Origin of the sequence: Enterobacter sp. RHBSTW-01064, from assembly GCF_014103035.1 — a bacterium.
GTDB lineage: Bacteria > Pseudomonadota > Gammaproteobacteria > Enterobacterales > Enterobacteriaceae > Enterobacter > Enterobacter mori.
Window position 1 is genome coordinate 22,796 of sequence record NZ_JABXOU010000006.1, and the last position, 17,379, is coordinate 40,174.

The following is a 17,379-nucleotide window of genomic DNA, read 5'->3' on the forward strand; positions in this document are numbered from 1 at the left end:
CGTTACACACAACACAAACTCGACGAGTTAAGGATAAAACATGGCGTTCAAATTAAAGACCCTTGCAGCGGTAGGCGCGCTGATCGGCTCTCTGGCACTGGTGGGTTGCGGTCAGGACGAAAAAGATCCAAACCACATTAAAGTGGGCGTTATCGTGGGTGCTGAGCAGCAGGTTGCTGAAGTTGCGCAGAAAGTGGCGAAAGAAAAATATGGTCTGGACGTTGAGCTGGTAACCTTCAACGATTACGTGCTGCCGAACGAAGCGCTGAGCAAAGGCGATATTGACGCCAACGCCTTCCAGCACAAACCATACCTGGATCAGCAGATCAAAGATCGCGGCTACAAGCTCGTTGCGGCCGGTAACACCTTCGTTTACCCAATTGCCGGTTACTCGAAAAAAATCAAATCGCTTGATGAACTGCAGCCTGGCTCCCAGGTCGCGATCCCTAACGACCCAACAAACCTCGGTCGCTCCCTGCTGCTGCTGCAGAAAGTGGGCCTGATTAAACTGAAAGACGGCGTGGGTTTGCTGCCGACTGCACTGGACGTTATCGAGAATCCGAAAAATCTGAAACTGGTTGAGCTGGAAGCGCCGCAGTTGCCACGTTCACTTGACGATGCACAGATCGCACTGGCGGTGATCAACACCACTTACGCCAGCCAGATCGGCCTGACCCCTGCGAAAGACGGCATCTTCGTTGAAGATAAAGACTCTCCATACGTCAACCTGATCGTGACTCGTGAAGACAACAAAGACGCGGAAAACGTGAAGAAATTTGTTCAGGCTTATCAGTCTGACGAAGTTTACCAGGAAGCCAACAAGGTGTTTAACGGCGGTGCTGTTAAAGGCTGGTAATCTCCTCTCAGTGTAATATCATCAGGACGGGCTTATGCCCGTCTTGTCATTTATGCAGGCAACTGATTCAATATCCGTTGTTTTGATTATCCATTGAGGAACTATTATGCGTGCTTTACCGATCTGTCTCTTAGCACTCATGCTGAGCGGCTGTTCTATGCTAAGCAGATCTCCTGTTGAACCTGTTCAAAGCACAGCAACCCCGCCAAAAGCGGAGCCAGCAAAACCGAAAGCGCCTCGCCCTGCACCGGTACGCATTATCACTAAAGCCGACGATCTCGTGGGCAAGCCATTCCGTGAACTGGGTGAAGTGAGCGGCGAATCCTGCCAGGCAACGAATCAGGACTCTCCTCCAAACATTCCAACGGCCCGCAAGCGTATGCAGATTAACGCGTCCAAAATGAAAGCCAACGCGGTGCTGCTGCACAGCTGTGAAGTGACCAGCGGTACGCCAGGATGTTATCGTCAGGCTGTTTGTATCGGTTCTGCACTAAACATTACGGCGAAATGAGTGCATTTCAGTTTGAGCAAATAGGCGTTATCCACTCTCCTTATAAAGAGAAATTCGCCGTACCGCGCCAGCCCGGTCTGGTGACACGGGGCGGCGGCGAGCTTCATCTGATCGCGCCCTACAATCAGGCCGATGCGGTACGCGGGCTCGACGCCTTCAGCCACCTGTGGGTTGTCTTTGTATTTCACCAGACCATGGAAGGTGGCTGGCGCCCTACGGTGCGCCCTCCCCGTCTGGGAGGAAATGCAAGAATGGGCGTTTTCGCCACCCGTTCGACCTTTCGCCCCAACCCCATCGGCATGTCGCTGGTTGAACTGAAAGGTATACGCTGTCAGAAGGATCAGGTGATCCTCGAGTTAGGCAGTCTTGACCTGGTGGATGGCACGCCGGTTATCGACATCAAGCCATATTTGCCTTTCGCTGAAGCGCTACCGGACGCCCGGGCAAGTTATGCTCAGGACGCCCCACAGGCTGATATGCCGGTACACTTCACGCCTGAACTCACCGTCCAGATACATCAGCTCGAGAAGCGTTATCCCCATCTTCGGGACTTTATCGTTGAAGTACTGGCGCAGGACCCTCGTCCCGCCTACCGAAAAGAAGAGGAAGCCGGTAAAACCTATGCCGTCTGGCTACTGGATTTTAACGTCCGCTGGCGCGTTACCGGGGCAGGTTTTGAAGTGTTTGCCCTGGAACCCAGGTAATTTTAACCTCCTCTCTTTTGGCATCTTTGCCACACTGGTAAACTAAACCACTTTTTTTGTGTCAGGTTGGCCTTTAAGCCAGCCCTACTCGTCGAAACGGAACCGTAACAACATGCGTACTAGCCAATATCTGCTCTCCACGTTAAAGGAGACACCTGCCGACGCCGAAGTGATCAGCCATCAGCTGATGCTGCGCGCCGGGATGATCCGCAAGCTGGCCTCCGGGTTATACACCTGGCTGCCGACCGGCGTGCGCGTCCTGAAAAAAGTCGAAAACATCGTGCGTGAAGAGATGAACAACGCCGGTGCTATCGAGGTGTTAATGCCGGTTGTTCAACCCTCTGAACTGTGGCAGGAGAGCGGTCGCTGGGAGCAGTACGGTCCGGAACTGCTGCGTATTGCCGATCGCGGCGATCGTCCGTTTGTCCTCGGCCCAACGCATGAAGAAGTCATTACCGACCTGATCCGTAATGAGCTGAGCTCATACAAGCAGCTGCCGCTGAACTTCTTCCAGATCCAGACCAAATTCCGTGACGAAGTGCGTCCACGCTTTGGCGTCATGCGCTCTCGCGAATTCCTGATGAAAGACGCCTACTCTTTCCATACTTCTCAGGAGTCGCTGCAAGAGACTTACGACGCCATGTACGCTGCGTACAGCAAAATCTTCTCCCGCATGGGTCTGGATTTCCGCGCGGTGCAGGCTGATACCGGTTCTATTGGCGGTAGCGCATCCCATGAGTTCCAGGTACTGGCACAGAGTGGTGAAGACGATGTGATCTTCTCTGACTCCTCTGATTACGCGGCAAACATCGAGTTTGCTGAAGCATTGGCACCAAAAACGCCACGCGCTGCTGCCACCGAAGAGATGAAGCTGGTTGATACGCCAAACGCGAAAACCATCGTTGAGCTGGTTGAACAGTTCAACCTGCCGATTGAGAAAACGGTAAAAACCTTGCTGGTGAAATCCACCGAGGGTAGCGCATACCCGCTGGTTGCCCTGCTGGTCCGTGGCGATCACGAGCTGAACGAAGTGAAAGCCGAGAAGCTGCCGCAGGTTGCCAGCCCGCTGACCTTCGCCACGGAAGCGGAAATCCGCGCCGTTGTAAATGCGGGTCCAGGTTCACTGGGTCCAGTCAATCTGCCGGTTCCGGTTGTTATTGACCGCACGGTTGCCGCAATGAGCGACTTCTCTGCTGGAGCAAACATCGACGGTAAGCACTACTTCGGCATCAACTGGGATCGCGACGTGGCGACGCCAGAAGTGGCTGACATCCGTAACGTGGTTGCAGGCGATCCAAGCCCGGACGGCCAGGGTACGCTGATGATCAAGCGTGGTATCGAAGTGGGTCATATCTTCCAGTTAGGCGATAAATACTCCCGCGCGATGAACGCTGCCGTTCAGGGCGAAGATGGCCGTAACCAGGTTCTGACAATGGGCTGCTACGGTATCGGGGTGACGCGTGTTGTTGCTGCGGCTATCGAGCAAAACTACGACGAGCGCGGCATCGTCTGGCCGGACAACATCGCGCCGTTCCAGGTTGCGATTCTGCCAATGAACATGCATAAGTCTTACCGCGTGCAGGAACTGGCGGAAAAACTTTACGCTGAGCTGCGTGCCAAGGGCATCGACGTGCTGATGGATGACCGTAAAGAGCGTCCTGGCGTGATGTTTGCTGATATGGAACTGATCGGTATTCCGCACACCGTTGTCATCGGCGACCGTAATCTCGACAGCGACGAGATTGAATACAAATACCGTCGCAGCGGCGAGAAACAGATGATCAAGACTGGCGACATTCTTGATTACCTGGTGAAAGCCATTAAAGGTTAAGAAACAAAAAACCCCGCTCCGGCGGGGTTTTTTAATGGCGTGACGTCAGCTTATTTACTGTCGCAGTTTTTACCTGCAACAAATTTCGCGTCTTTATCGGCCACCAGTGTTTTCACCATCTCACCGCTGTCCGGGTTCGGCTCCAGGGTAAAGTGACCATCCACCGTCAGCAGAACCGGCTTGCTGTCGTTGCCGCGCGCCACGGCGTAATCACGCTCCAGCTGAGCATTGTTTGCCACGCTGACTTTCTTACCGGTGACGCAATCGGTGAAGATTGCCGCATCTGCCATGTAGAAATACATTCCTCGCATCGCCATTGGCGTAGCAGGCAGTGCCGCTTTTACCGGGGCGAGCGTGTAGTTGAACTGAGACTCAATAGGATTGCCTTCACGGTCAAGCATTTCCATGCTGTCACCTTTAGGGCGGAACCAGGTTTTCTCACCGGTCGTATCCGTCAGGACCAGCTTCTCAGCCGTACGTGCCCAGGTTCCGTAAGTCCCAAACGAAGAAGGCTCTTTCGCGCCCTGATAGCGCTGGTTCATTACCCATGTGCCGTCTTTTTGCAGGAACAGGGATGTTTCAATGCCCTCACAGTCTGCACAAGGCAATACGCCACGCCAGCTCTGCTGCATCGGCTTTAATTCTTCGGTTTGCGTAGGCTGTAATACCTGCGTTTCCGAACGGTTGTTACACCCAAAAAGCGCAAACAGCGTACTCACTGCCAGCGCTGACCATAATACTTTTTTCACAATGAATTCCTTATGAAAAGTGTGTTCCCTTTCGTCACTCTGTAGGGCGACGAACTTTACCGCGTAGTGCTTTCACTGTGGATTTCTGCGCCTTTGACGACAGCCGGCGCTCTTTCGATGCACGTGTGGGCCGCGTTGCCCGACGGCTTTTCTGCACTGCCGTTAAGTCTTTAATCATCGCCACCAGCCTCGCAATCGCCGCTTCCCGGTTTAACTCCTGGCTGCGGTACTCCTGCGCTTTAATCACAATGACGCCATCGCTGGTGATCAGATGATGGCTGGCGGCAAGCAGACTTTCTTTGTAATACTCTGGCAGGCTGGAGGCCCGAATGTCAAAGCGCAAATGGATAGCCGTTGAGGCCTTGTTAACGTGCTGACCGCCCGCGCCCTGCGCCCGGATGGCAGTGATCTCCAGCTCGTTATCCGGAATGCTGACGTTTCGGGACAAAACAATCATGACGCCGGTTGCCACGCCGTTAAATGGATTTCCAGATTATTCTGAGAATCAGAAAGCCAGATCGCACCGTCCTGAATCGTCGCCTGCAGGACCATCGTTCGGCCAGCAAACTCGCTCAGCTGCGCCAGCTGCTCATCATCCAGATACCAGACGGTGAGATTTTTAAACTGTCCGCACTTGCTCTTGTTTTGCTGCCACCAGATCTCCGCAGCGCGTTGATTATACGCGAATAACGCCACGTCAGCGGACTGGGTGCACGCCTTTTTAATCCTGCGCTCATCCGGCAGGCCAAGCTCAATCCACAAATCGATACCGAGATGATCGTTGCGCAGCCAGGCTTCAGGTTCATCTTCCGCACTCAAACCACGCGTAAATTGCAAACGCTCGTCGGCGTATTTAATCCACGCCAGCAGGCGCAGCATCATGCGTTCCTGGGTTTCAGAGGGGTGACGCGCCAGCGTCAATGACGCATCAAGGAACTGGTTGCGGTCAAGATCCGCCACATTGACCACAGCTTTATAAATTGTCGCTTTCAGCGCCATCAGAGAACTCCTTTCGATTCAGGCGGACATTGTAGCGAAAACCGGAGCAAAACGCTGTTACGAGGTGATGAATAGTGCGCTATCAAGGCGCTGATATTGCTTAAATGAGTATGGTATAGTCACCTTGCTAAACCGAGTTTATCTTCGTAGGCTTAATGATATCTCACAGTAAGTCAGTGCGCTGGCGGGAGGGGATGTGAATAATTATTGTGAGTTAATTCGCAAACGGTATGCGGAAATCGCCAGCGGCGATCTAGGGTATGTCCCGGACGCGTTGGGCTGTGTATTGAAGGTGCTTAATGAAGTGGCCTCTGATGAGAGCCTTTCAGAGTCGGTCAGGGAAAAAGCAGCGTATGCTGCGGCGAATTTACTGGTGAGCGATTATGTCGATGAATGATACTTATCAACCCATCAATTGTGATGACTATGACAACCTCGAACTCGCCTGCCAGCATCATTTAATACTGACGCTGGAGCTAAAAGATGGCGAAGTGTTGAAGGCGAAGGCCAGCGATTTGGTTTCACGTAAGAATGTGGAATATCTGATAGTGGAAGATGCCGGCGCGACGCGCGAGCTTCGTCTGGACAAAATTGCCAGCTTCAGCCACCCGGAAATCGGTACCGTTGTGGTAAGCGAAACCTGATGACACTCACGGGCAGCCCGGCTGCCCGTTACGCATTCCACTCAAACGAAACGCCCTTTTCTGTCCACCCTTCTTCAGTGATAAACACGCCCGCAGCGGCAATAAGCGTCTCACCATAAAACAGCAGCGGCGTGGTATCGCGCAGCCAGGGCGGCACATTGTTCTCCTGCCAGATTTTCTTCAGCTTTCGTCCGCCATTACGCCCGACGATATGCAGCAAACCACCGGCTTTAAAACGCACCGTAACGGGCTCATCCGCTTCTGGCAGACGCACGTGACCGGCATTCGTCAGGGATACACTACCCGCGCCAGCGGGTAACATCAGCGCTTCCACCACGCAGGGCCAGTCGAGAACAACATCAGAAAGAGAAGAACGGGATTTAACCCACCACAGTTTCCCCTGATAGCGCCTGACCTCGAAGCCGTTCAGGTAGACGCTCGGCGTGGCATCTTCTCGCGCCTTCGCCACTTCATCCCATATTCTGCCGAGCATTGCTCGCGACGGCATGACGGCATGATGAGAGGCCAACCAGCGGCGTAAAACTGCAGCACGGCGTACCGCACTCATCGCTTCCAGCGGCGCAATTGCCACCGCGCCCTCAGAGGAAATCAGCTCGGCCAGCTCTTCACTCAGCAACTCATCCAGCAGGCTCTCCTGCTCGGCACAAAGCGTGGCGCTACGGGCCGTCGCTTCAGCAAAGTGCTCCCAGCGTTCGGTCAGTAGCGGTAAGACCCGCAGACGCAGGAAGTTACGATCGTAGCTGTCGTCCTGATTGCTTTCGTCCTCAATCCAGCTCAGCTGATATTCATGCGCCCAGGATTCAAGAGAAGCACGTGTTTCACCCAGCAGCGGGCGGATTAATTCGGTCCCGGCAAAACGCGCGCGCTCAGGCATGGCGGATAACCCCGCCGGACCACTGCCCCGCTTAAGCGCAAGTAAAAACGTTTCGCACTGATCGTCAAGATGCTGCGCCGTAACGAGTGCTTCACCGGGCCGTAAGGCGCGAGCAAAAGCGGCATAGCGGGCCTTGCGCGCCTGCGCCTCAATGCCCAGCCCTTCCTCGTGGAGAATCACGCGTTCAACCATCAACGGAATGCTCCACGCCTCACAGAGTGCTTCACAGTGCGCTCCCCATGCATCAGCATGAGGACTTAACCCGTGGTGGATATGTATCGCCCGGAGCTGGACGTCAGACACCTGGTCACGCCAGAGCTTAAGGCGGTGGAGCAACACGGTGGAATCCAGCCCACCGCTAAACCCCACCAGCAGCTGGCGGTACGGTGAAACGGCTTGTGCGATAGCGGGTAAGGTCATAGGAAATTACACATAAAAAATGCCCGGACTAAGCGGGCATTATCACACATGACGGCGATTACTGCTGGTAAAGCTCCAGCGGCAGGCCATCGGGGTCGCTGAAAAAGGTAAAACGCTTGTCGGTGAACGGATCGACGCGTATCGCTTCGCACATCACGCCGTGCGATTCCAGATGCTTGACCGCGCTATTAAGGTCATCAACGCTAAAGGCCAGATGGCGCAGGCCGCAGGCTTCCGGGCGGGAAGGACGCGCAGGCGGAAAAGGAAATGAGAACAGCTCAATCACATATTGCCCGTTTAACGCCAGATCGCCCTTCCAGGAGTCGCGCTCCTCGCGATAAGCCTCACTGAGCAGCGTAAAGCCAAGGATATCGCAGTAGAAGGACTTACTTTTTGCGTAATCGGTTGCAATAATCGCAATATGATGAACAGCTTTTAAACCCAGCATAGCTTCTCCTTTTTATGATGCCTGAACGTTACAACCGAAAACCCGCACCTTGCAAGCGGTCACCTTTATTTTAGGACTCGCACCCAGTACACACCCTGCTCATCGCGCTTCGCACCGTGGATATCGGTCTCAAAGCCCGGATAATGGCGTCCGACAGAGCAGAGCATCAACAGGAAATCGAGCACCGCCCGACTCTCCTCGGTGATCATCTCACCGGGCATTAAAAGCGGAACACCCGGCGGATAAGGCAGGATCATGTTGGCCGACACCCGCCCGACCAAATTTTCCAGCTCGATGGTTTCCACCTCGCCTTTCACCTGCCGCTGCCACGCTTTGTGTGGCGTGAGTTTCATTTCCGGTAGGACATCAAACGCCTGCAGCATCAGACGCGGCAGGTCGTGCTGGCGGATCAGTTTGTGGATCCCCTGAGCCAGATCCTGAATGCGCATATTCCGATAGAAGTCAGGATCCTCCGCGTAAAGATCCGGCAGCATGTTCTTCACCCGCAGGTTGAGATCGTAGGCGCGCTTAAACTCCATCAGGCCGCGCAACAACCCCATCGCGCGGGTTTTGTCGATCCCAATGCTGAACAGGAACAGTAGGTTATACGGCCCGGTTTTCTCCACCACCACGCCGCGCTCGTCCAGGAACTTCGCCACCAGAGCGGCGGGGATCCCTTCATCACCCATAATGCCCTGCTCGTCCATGCCCGGTGTCAGGATCGTCACTTTGACCGGGTCGAGGAACATATGGTCGGCATCGGCATCCCGGAAACCATGCCAGTCTTCGCCGGGCGAGACGGGCCAGCATTCAGCTTCATCAATCTCTTCCGGCTGCCAGATATCAAAGAACCAGCCGTCGGCTTCATCTTTCAGCCGCTGAACTTCTTTGCGGAAATGCAGCGCGCGCTCCACCGAGCGGTTGATCAGGCGTTTGCCCGGATTGCCACGCAACATCGCCGCGGCCGTTTCAATCGAGGCCACAAGCGGATAGCTCGGCGAGGTAGTGGTGTGCATCATAAAGGCTTCGTTAAACGTATCTTCGTCGTACTCACCTTTGATGTGAATTAACGAAGCCTGCGAAAACGCAGCCAGCATTTTATGCGTCGACTGCGTTTCGAAGAACACTTTGCCCGGCACACGCTCGCCGCTCATACCGCTTTTACCGGCGTAAATCGGGTGGAAATTGGTGTACGGCACCCACGCTGAATCAAAGTGGATCGACGGCACATCCAGCGTCTGCTTGATCCAGTTGGTGTTGTACAGCAGGCCGTCGTAGGTGGAGTTAGTGATCACCGCGTGAACAGGCCAGCTCGCGCCGGGGATCGTCGCGACCTTACCTTCTATGGCGTCATGCGTAAACTCACGACGCGGGATGCCGCCAAGAATACCGAGCGCGTTGCGCGTGGGTGACAGCCAGAGCGGCACGACGTCGCTCATCATCAGCAGATGCGCCAGCGATTTATGACAGTTGCGGTCAATCAGCAAGGTACTGCCTGCAGGGGCAGCGTACATCCCGACGATTTTGTTCGAGGTAGAGGTGCCGTTGGTCACCATATAGCTCTGTTCAGCACCAAAGGTGCGGGCAATATACTCTTCGGCCTCCAGATGCGGGCCGGTGTGATCCAGCAGAGAGCCTAATTCGGTGACTGAAATCGACACGTCCGCTTTCAGCGTGTTGCCGCCAAAGAAATCATAGAACAGGCAGCCCACCGGACTTTTTTGATAGGCCGTTCCTGCCATATGGCCTGGCGTACAGAAGGTATATTTGCCTTCCTTCACGTAGGTGAAGAGCGCGCGGGTAAACGGCGGCGTGATGTTATCGAGATATTCACCGGTATATTGCTGAATGCGGGTCGCAATATCGTCCGCCACGCCGAGCGAATATTCAAAGAACCACAGCGCCATTCGCATATCATTGGCGCTGACGTCCATCGTCGAGTGGGTATTGATGAACGCGTAAAGCGGGAGATATTCGTTCAGCTTGTTGATATCGCTGCACAGTTCGAGGTCATATTCATCCCAGTCGAAGATCACGCCACAGATACGCGGATTATGCTCGATGAACTTCAGCAGGTCGGCGCTGTTGTGCGGCCAGATTAGCTGATACCCGCGCGACTGCAGGGCTTGCTCCAGCTCCTTAATCGGCTCATCTTTATAAAAGACGCCGTGTGGCCCCATAATGGCAATGATTTTCATGGGCTTCCTCCTTAAAAAACATTAGCTAAGCATAGCCCGGCTAAACCGCAGGTATAAAAAAAGCCGCAACAGTGTGCGGCTTTTCAGATAATTATGAAGCTTACGCGTAACCGTAGGTCATCAGACGCTGGTAGCGACGGTTGAGCAGATCGTCTTTGCTCAGCACGTCCAGATCCGCCAGGTCAGCCAGCAGCTGTGCTTTCAGGGAAGCGGCCATCACTTCCGGCTTACGATGCGCACCACCCAGCGGTTCCGGGATGATGGAGTCGATCAGCTTAAGCTCTTTCAGGCGCGGCGCAATGATGCCCATTGCTTCTGCAGCCAGCGGCGCTTTGTCTGCGCTTTTCCACAGAATGGACGCACAGCCTTCCGGGGAGATAACGGAATAGGTGCTGTACTGCAGCATATTCACTTTATCGCCCACGCCAATGGCCAGCGCACCACCGGAACCGCCTTCACCAATAACGGTACAGATGACCGGCACCTTCAGACGAGACATCTCGCGCAGGTTGCGCGCGATAGCTTCAGACTGACCGCGCTCTTCTGCGCCCACGCCAGGGTAAGCGCCCGGGGTGTCGATGAAAGTGATGATAGGCATGTTGAACCGTTCAGCCATCTCCATCAGACGCAGGGCCTTACGGTAGCCTTCTGGTGCCGGCATCCCGAAGTTACGACGGATTTTCTCTTTGGTTTCACGACCTTTCTGATGACCAATGATCATCACCGGGCGTCCGTCCAGACGCGCGATACCGCCAACGATAGCTTTATCGTCAGCGTATGCGCGATCGCCTGCCAGTTCGTCAAATTCGTCAAACGCCAGGCGGACATAATCCAGGGTGTACGGACGCTGTGGATGGCGTGCCAGCTGGGCCACCTGCCATGCGCCGAGATCGGCAAAGATTTTGCGCGTCAGCTCTACGCTTTTCTCGCGCAGACGATGCACTTCTTCGTCGATGTTAATATCCAGTTTTTCATCCTGACGGCTTACCGCTGTCAGAGAATCGATTTTCGCTTCCAGCTCTGCAATCGGCTGTTCGAAATCAAGGAAATTCAGACTCATAGTATTCCTGTATTAGTCAAACTCCAGTTCCACCTGCTCCGAACCAATGAGGCCACGGAGATCGTTCAGTAAACGATCGCTCGGAGAGACACGCCACGTTGCACCAAAGCGCAACCGCGCACGTGCATCCGCCCTCTGATAGTAGAGATGTACTGGAATGGTCCCCGAGCGGTGGGGTTCCAGAGACTGACGGAGTCGGTTTAAAAGCTGGTCATCAATTTGCCTGTCCGTCAGCGAGATAGCAAGCCCGCGAGCATATTTTTCCCGGGCTTCGTCAATGTCCATCACTTCGCGGGCGGTCATTTTAAGCCCCCCGCTGAAGTCATCAAAGCTGACCTGTCCGCTGACGATAAGTATGCGGTCTTTTTCCAGCAAGTGCTGGTATTTATCCAGCGCGTCGGTGAATAACATCACCTCCAGACGCCCGGAACGGTCATCCAACGTACAGATGCCGATACGATTGCCGCGCTTGGTGACCATTACCCTTGCAGCAATCACGAGCCCCGCAGCCGTGGTGATTTTACCACGATCTGTCGGATGCATGTCTTTTAGCCTGTGGCCGCCGACATAGCGCTCAATTTCTTTGATGTACTGGTTGATTGGGTGCCCCGTCAGGTACAAGCCTAACGTTTCACGCTCCCCATCCAGTACCACCTGTTCAGGCCACGGCTGGCAGTTGGAGTATGACTGTTCAATCTGCTCTGGCTCTTCCGCCAGCACGCCAAACATATCCGCCTGACCAATCGCTTCCGCTTTTGCATGCTGATCCGCCGCTTTCAGGGCGTCGCCCAGCGAGTTCATCAGCGCGGCGCGGTGCGGTCCCAGCCTGTCAAACGCGCCGGACATGATCAGTTTTTCCAGCACGCGGCGGTTCAGTTTTTTGGTATCGGTACGGGCGCAAAGATCGAACAGCTCGCGGAAATACCCGCCGTTGTTACGCGCTTCGATGATCGCCTCGATCGGGCCTTCGCCCACGCCTTTGATCGCGCCGATCCCGTAAACGATCTCCCCGTCGTCGTTGACGTGGAAGTGGTAGAGACCCGAGTTAATGTCCGGCGGCAGGATCTTGAGCCCCATGCGCCAGCACTCGTCCACCAGGCCAACCACCTTCTCGGTGTTGTCCATATCGGCCGTCATTACCGCCGCCATAAATTCAGCAGGATAGTGCGCTTTCAGCCACAGCGTTTGATACGACACCAAAGCATAGGCGGCGGAGTGGGATTTGTTAAATCCGTACCCGGCGAATTTCTCCACCAGGTCAAAGATCTTAATCGCCAGTTCACCATCAACGCCGTTTTTTCTCGCGCCTTCTTCGAAAGTGCCTCGCTGCTTGGCCATCTCTTCCGGCTTTTTCTTACCCATTGCACGACGCAGCATGTCCGCGCCGCCGAGGGTATAGCCGGAAAGCACCTGGGCAATCTGCATCACCTGTTCCTGATACAGGATGATGCCGTAGGTTGGCTCCAGTACCGGCTTCAGGCTTTCGTGCTGCCACTGAACGTCCGGATAGGAAATCTCTTCGCGTCCGTGCTTACGGTCGATAAAGTTATCTACCATCCCGGACTGCAGCGGGCCCGGACGGAACAGGGCCACCAGTGCGATCATATCTTCGAAGCAGTCAGGCTGCAGACGTTTAATCAGATCTTTCATGCCGCGGGATTCAAGCTGGAAGACGGCGGTAGTCTCCGAGCGCTGCAGCATGTCGAAACTTTTTTTGTCATCCAGCGGGATAGCAGCGATGTCTATTGGCTCAAGGCCCTGCTTTTCCCGGCGCGGGTTGATCATCTTCAGCGCCCAGTCGATGATCGTCAACGTACGCAGGCCAAGGAAGTCGAACTTCACCAGCCCGGCGTATTCTACGTCGTTCTTATCGAACTGGGTAACCGGGTGCTGGCCCGCTTCATCGCAGTATAGCGGTGCGAAGTCGGTGATTTTGGTCGGGGCGATAACCACGCCCCCCGCATGCTTACCGGCGTTACGCGTGACGCCTTCCAGCTTGCGCGCCATGTCGATCAGCGCTTTAACTTCTTCGTCGGCTTCGTAGATTTCCGGCAGCTGAGGTTCGGCTTCAAACGCTTTTGCCAGCGTCATGCCCGGATCGGGCGGCACCAGCTTGGAGATACGATCAACAAACCCGTACGGGTGGCCCAGCACGCGGCCGACGTCACGGATAACCGCTTTCGCCGCCATCGTACCGAACGTAATAATCTGCGATACCGCATCACGGCCGTACATATCGGCGACGTGCTCGATCACCTGGTCGCGTTTCTCCATGCAGAAGTCGACGTCAAAGTCGGGCATGGAAACACGTTCCGGGTTTAGGAAACGTTCGAACAGCAGGTCAAACTCCAGCGGGTCGAGATCGGTAATTTTAAGCGCGTAGGCCACAAGCGATCCCGCACCGGAACCACGGCCCGGACCTACCGGCACGCCGTTATCCTTCGACCACTGGATAAACTCCATAACGATCAGGAAGTAGCCGGGGAAGCCCATCTGGTTGATCACCTGGAGTTCAATATCCAGACGTTCATCGTACGGTGGGCGTTTCTCTTTGCGAACGGCTTCATCCGGGAACAGGAACTCCAGACGCTCTTCCAGGCCTTCCTTCGATTTTACGACCAGGAAATCTTCCGTGGTCATGTCACCCGTCGGGAACTGCGGCAGGAAGTACTCGCCGAGACGCACGGTGACGTTACAGCGTTTTGCTATTTCAACGCTGTTTTCCAGCGCTTCCGGGATGTCAGAGAAGAGCTCACACATCTCCTCTTCGTTGCGCATATACTGCTGAGAGGAGTAGTTACGCGGACGTTTAGGATCGTCGAGGGTGAAGCCGTCATGGATCGCCACACGAATTTCATGTGCGTCAAAATCACCCGCTTCAAGGAAACGGACATCGTTGGTGGCCACCACAGGCAGACCGCGCTCTTCGGCGAGTGCCACGGCGGCATGCAGATAGCTCTCTTCGTCCGCGCGCCCGGTGCGGATCAGCTCAAGATAGTAGCGATCCGGGAAATACTCTTCGTAGAACGAGACGCACTGATCCACCAGCGCACTGTTGCCACGCAGCAGACACTTGCCGACATCGCCCATGCGACCGCCAGAAATCAGCAGCAGGCCTTCGTTCAGCTCTGCCAGCCAGTCGCGGTCGATCCACGGGCCCATCGCACCATATCCACGCTGATAGGCTTTAGAGATAAGCAGGGTAAGGTTCTGATAACCGGTGTTGTTCATCGCCAACACGGAGATCTGCGTCATTTCATCGCCGAGCAGCTCGCTCTGGACATGAAAATCTGCGCCGACAATTGGCTTTAACCCGGCACCATGCGCGGTTCCGTAGAACTTCACCAGGCCACACAGGTTGGTAAAATCGGTGATCGCCAGCGCAGGCATGCCAAGCGCGGCCGCCTTTTTTACCAGCGGTCCGGTCTTTGCCAGCCCATCGATCATGGAGTAGTCGCTATGCACCCGCAGGTGTACGAAACGTGGTTCAGCCATCTTCAGATTCCGCGTTACTTAATGACTTGCGTATTGATTCAGGACACCCGTCCCAGCGCGCGCTTCACCGGGCCAAAGCTGCGACGGTGGTGTTCGGTTGCGCCATGTTCAGCCAGCCTTTCCAGATGGAAAGGTGTGGGATACCCCTTATGCTGGGCGAAACCATACTGAGGGTAAGTGAGGTCCAGCGCGGCCATTTCGGCGTCGCGCGTCACTTTGGCAATAATAGAAGCTGCGCTAATTTCTGCGACCCGGCTATCGCCTTTGACGACCGCCATTGAAGGCATAGGCAATGCCGGACAGCGGTTTCCGTCAATCAGGACATATTCAGGAGAAATTTTCAGGCCCGCTACCGCACGCTGCATCGCCAGCATCGTAGCATGCAAAATATTCAGCTCGTCTATTTCATGCGGTTCAGCGCGCCCCAAGCTCCAGGCCAGCGCCTTCTCCTGAATCTCGCTAAACAACGCCAGCCGGCGCTTTTCAGACAATTTTTTAGAGTCGTTCAGCCCGATAATGGGACGAGCCGGATCGAGGATCACCGCCGCGGTGACCACTGCGCCTACCAACGGGCCGCGTCCTACTTCGTCCACGCCCGCTACAAGGTGGGTGTGAGGATAAACAAATTCCATCATTTTGCTAGCTCCAGCACCGCATCAGCCGCTTGCTCATCAGCATTACAGCGGATCAGTTGATGCAGTTCACGGAAGGTATCGTGCATCTCGTGGCTGGTCTTTCCGTTTGCCAGCAGCGGCAGCAGTGCATCCGCGAGCGCCTGCGGCTGACAATCATCCTGCAACAGCTCTTTCACCAGCTCGCGACCGGCAAGCAGGTTTGGCAGGGAGACATAATCCGTTTTCACCAGACGTTTTGCCAGCCAGAAGGTGAACGGCTTCATGCGATAACCGACCACCATCGGGCATTTCGCCAGCATACACTCCAGCGCCGCCGTGCCGGAGGCCAGCAGCGCGGCATCGCTCGCATACATCGCTTCCCGCCCTTTCCCGTCCAGCAGGCGGACGTGAAGATCCGGGGCGACTTCCGCTTTGATGCGCTCAAACTGCTCGCGGCGTTTGGCATTCACCAGCGGCACAACCACTTCAAGGTCGGGATAGGTCTGGCGAAGAATTTGCGCTGTTTTGAGGAAATCGGCGCTCAGCATTTCAACTTCAGCACCGCGGCTGCCAGGCAGCAGTGCCAGACAGTGCACGTCATGGGGAATACCCAGTACGTCGCGCGCCGCGTTTTTATCCGGATCCAATGGCATCGCATCCGCCATGGTATGACCGATAAAACGGCACGGAACATTAAATCTGTCGTAAAACGCTTTTTCGAAAGGCAGGAAAGCCAGCACCAGATCGGTGGATCTCCCGATTTTGAAAACGCGTTTCTGTCGCCACGCCCAGACGGACGGACTGACATAATGAATGGTTTTGATCCCCTGCTTTTTCAAATTCCCTTCGAGGGTAATGTTGAAATCAGGCGCATCGATACCGACAAACACATCAGGTTTGAGGTCGGTAAAACGGCGAGTGAGATCGGCACGAATATGAAGTAAGCGACGCAGACGCCCTAGCACCTCAACGATGCCCATCACGGCCAGCTCTTCCATCTCATACCAAGCTTCGCAACCTTCAGCCTGCATCAGCGGGCCAGCAACACCCACAAAGCGAGCATTAGGTACGCGAGCTTTTAGCGCGCGGATGAGACCAGCACCAAGAATATCGCCGGAGGTTTCTCCGGCGACCAGGGCTATCGTAAGCGGACGACTGTCGACCATTAACGAATCAGACCCCTTGTTGAACGGTCAAAGAACTCCATGAACGCGTTCACTTCAGGGTGTTTGTTCGCCAGCTCGGCAATTTCCGGCTTCGCCTCTTCCAGCGTTTTCCCGCTACGGTACAGCAGTTTGTACGCGTTGCGGATGGCTGTAATCGCTTCACGGCTAAAGCCACGGCGCTTGAGGCCTTCGATGTTCACGCCAAATGGCGTGGCATGGTTACCCTGCGCAATAACGTAAGGTGGAACGTCTTGCGCCACACCTGAGCAGCCGCCGACCATCACGTGTGCACCAATGATGCAGAACTGATGAACTGCGGTCATACCACCGATAATTGCGAAATCATCTACCGATACGTGCCCCGCCAGCGTTGCGTTGTTGGCGAGGATACAGCGGTCACCCACGGTACAGTCGTGCGCGATATGCGCATTAACCATAAACAGGTTGTCGCTGCCTACCTTCGTCAACCCACCGCCCTGTACTGTTCCACGATGAATGGTGACGCTTTCACGAATACGGTTACGATCGCCAATTTCCAGACGGGTGGCTTCACCAGCATATTTCAGATCCTGGTTAACTTCACCGATGGAAGCGAACTGATAGATCTCGTTATTACAGCCAATGGTCGTGTGACCATTCACCACAACGTGAGATTTCAGTACTGTACCCTCACCAATTTCGACATGGGGTCCAACAATACAGAACGGACCAACGTGGACGTTAGCACCAATGATGGCACCGGTTTCCACGATGGCAGTAGGATGAATAAAGGCAGATTTATCAATCACG

At 54.9% G+C, this 17,379-nt stretch carries 17 protein-coding genes; 6 read left to right on the forward strand and 11 right to left on the reverse strand.

The annotated features are described in order from the left end of the window. Positions 1–40: 40 nt before the first annotated feature. From metQ to proS, 4 genes are all read left to right on the forward strand, one after another. Positions 41–856 (forward strand): methionine ABC transporter substrate-binding lipoprotein MetQ, encoded by an 816-nt coding sequence (gene metQ, locus HV355_RS17580; RefSeq protein WP_010426661.1) that lies wholly within the window; start codon positions 41–43, stop codon positions 854–856. A gap of 106 nt (positions 857–962) precedes the next feature. Continuing rightward, positions 963–1,367 (forward strand): Rcs stress response system protein RcsF, encoded by a 405-nt coding sequence (gene rcsF / locus HV355_RS17585; protein ID WP_010426664.1) that lies wholly within the window; start codon positions 963–965, stop codon positions 1,365–1,367. Further along, positions 1,364–2,071 (forward strand): tRNA (N6-threonylcarbamoyladenosine(37)-N6)-methyltransferase TrmO, encoded by a 708-nt coding sequence (gene tsaA / locus HV355_RS17590; protein WP_010426666.1) that lies wholly within the window; start codon positions 1,364–1,366, stop codon positions 2,069–2,071. Before rcsF ends, tsaA begins: the two co-directional genes overlap by 4 nt. 112 nt (positions 2,072–2,183) lie before the next feature. Further along, a complete protein-coding gene (gene proS / locus HV355_RS17595; protein WP_120159260.1) occupies positions 2,184–3,902 on the forward strand; it encodes a proline--tRNA ligase in 1,719 nt (572 codons plus the stop codon). A 50-nt stretch (positions 3,903–3,952) separates the two neighbouring features. Here the strand turns inward: proS and nlpE are convergent, their stop codons facing one another. Genes nlpE through HV355_RS17610 form a run of 3 tightly spaced genes read right to left on the reverse strand, consistent with a single transcriptional unit; the run spans position 3,953 to position 5,650 of the window. Beyond that, positions 3,953–4,651 (reverse strand): envelope stress response activation lipoprotein NlpE, encoded by a 699-nt coding sequence (nlpE, locus tag HV355_RS17600; protein WP_089599129.1) that lies wholly within the window; start codon positions 4,649–4,651, stop codon positions 3,953–3,955. Between the two features lie 34 nt (positions 4,652–4,685). Then, entirely contained in the window at positions 4,686–5,108 is a 423-nt protein-coding gene (gene arfB, locus HV355_RS17605) for an alternative ribosome rescue aminoacyl-tRNA hydrolase ArfB (RefSeq protein WP_182402851.1), read from the reverse strand. After that, entirely contained in the window at positions 5,105–5,650 is a 546-nt protein-coding gene (locus tag HV355_RS17610) for a YaeQ family protein (protein WP_010426674.1), read from the reverse strand. The genes arfB and HV355_RS17610 overlap by 4 nt, the downstream gene beginning before the upstream one ends. Before the next feature lie 196 nt (positions 5,651–5,846). Between HV355_RS17610 and HV355_RS17615 the strand changes: the two genes are divergently transcribed. Beyond that, positions 5,847–6,047: a YaeP family protein gene (locus HV355_RS17615; protein ID WP_008501889.1), complete on the forward strand. Its 201-nt coding sequence runs from the start codon at positions 5,847–5,849 to the stop codon at positions 6,045–6,047. Further along, positions 6,034–6,294, forward strand: coding sequence for a Rho-binding antiterminator (rof, locus tag HV355_RS17620; RefSeq protein ID WP_120159257.1), 261 nt, complete (start codon positions 6,034–6,036; stop codon positions 6,292–6,294). The genes HV355_RS17615 and rof overlap by 14 nt, the downstream gene beginning before the upstream one ends. Positions 6,295–6,322: 28 nt before the next feature. On the opposite strand, the gene tilS is transcribed toward rof, so the two are convergent. From tilS to lpxA, 8 genes are all read right to left on the reverse strand, one after another. Continuing rightward, positions 6,323–7,609: a tRNA lysidine(34) synthetase TilS gene (tilS, locus tag HV355_RS17625; RefSeq protein WP_120159256.1), complete on the reverse strand. Its 1,287-nt coding sequence runs from the start codon at positions 7,607–7,609 to the stop codon at positions 6,323–6,325. Between the two features lie 58 nt (positions 7,610–7,667). Further along, positions 7,668–8,057 carry a VOC family protein gene (locus HV355_RS17630; RefSeq protein ID WP_010426691.1) on the reverse strand — a complete coding sequence of 130 codons (390 nt, stop codon included), beginning with the start codon at positions 8,055–8,057 and terminating at the stop codon, positions 7,668–7,670. A gap of 65 nt (positions 8,058–8,122) precedes the next feature. Continuing rightward, positions 8,123–10,255, reverse strand: coding sequence for a lysine decarboxylase LdcC (locus HV355_RS17635; RefSeq protein ID WP_182402853.1), 2,133 nt, complete (start codon positions 10,253–10,255; stop codon positions 8,123–8,125). Positions 10,256–10,355: 100 nt separating this feature from the next. Next, positions 10,356–11,315: an acetyl-CoA carboxylase carboxyl transferase subunit alpha gene (gene accA / locus HV355_RS17640; protein WP_023310466.1), complete on the reverse strand. Its 960-nt coding sequence runs from the start codon at positions 11,313–11,315 to the stop codon at positions 10,356–10,358. Positions 11,316–11,327: 12 nt separating this feature from the next. Next, the gene (dnaE, locus tag HV355_RS17645) at positions 11,328–14,810 is read right to left on the reverse strand and encodes a DNA polymerase III subunit alpha (protein WP_089599133.1); all 3,483 of its coding nucleotides are present in this window, start codon (positions 14,808–14,810) and stop codon (positions 11,328–11,330) included. A 38-nt stretch (positions 14,811–14,848) separates the two neighbouring features. Next, positions 14,849–15,445, reverse strand: coding sequence for a ribonuclease HII (gene rnhB, locus HV355_RS17650; protein ID WP_010426699.1), 597 nt, complete (start codon positions 15,443–15,445; stop codon positions 14,849–14,851). Then, a complete protein-coding gene (gene lpxB, locus HV355_RS17655) occupies positions 15,442–16,590 on the reverse strand; it encodes a lipid-A-disaccharide synthase (protein ID WP_108417042.1) in 1,149 nt (382 codons plus the stop codon). The genes rnhB and lpxB overlap by 4 nt, the downstream gene beginning before the upstream one ends. After that, positions 16,590–17,378, reverse strand: coding sequence for an acyl-ACP--UDP-N-acetylglucosamine O-acyltransferase (lpxA, locus tag HV355_RS17660; RefSeq protein WP_010426704.1), 789 nt, complete (start codon positions 17,376–17,378; stop codon positions 16,590–16,592). Before lpxA ends, lpxB begins: the two co-directional genes overlap by 1 nt. Between the last annotated feature and the right edge of the window lies 1 nt (position 17,379).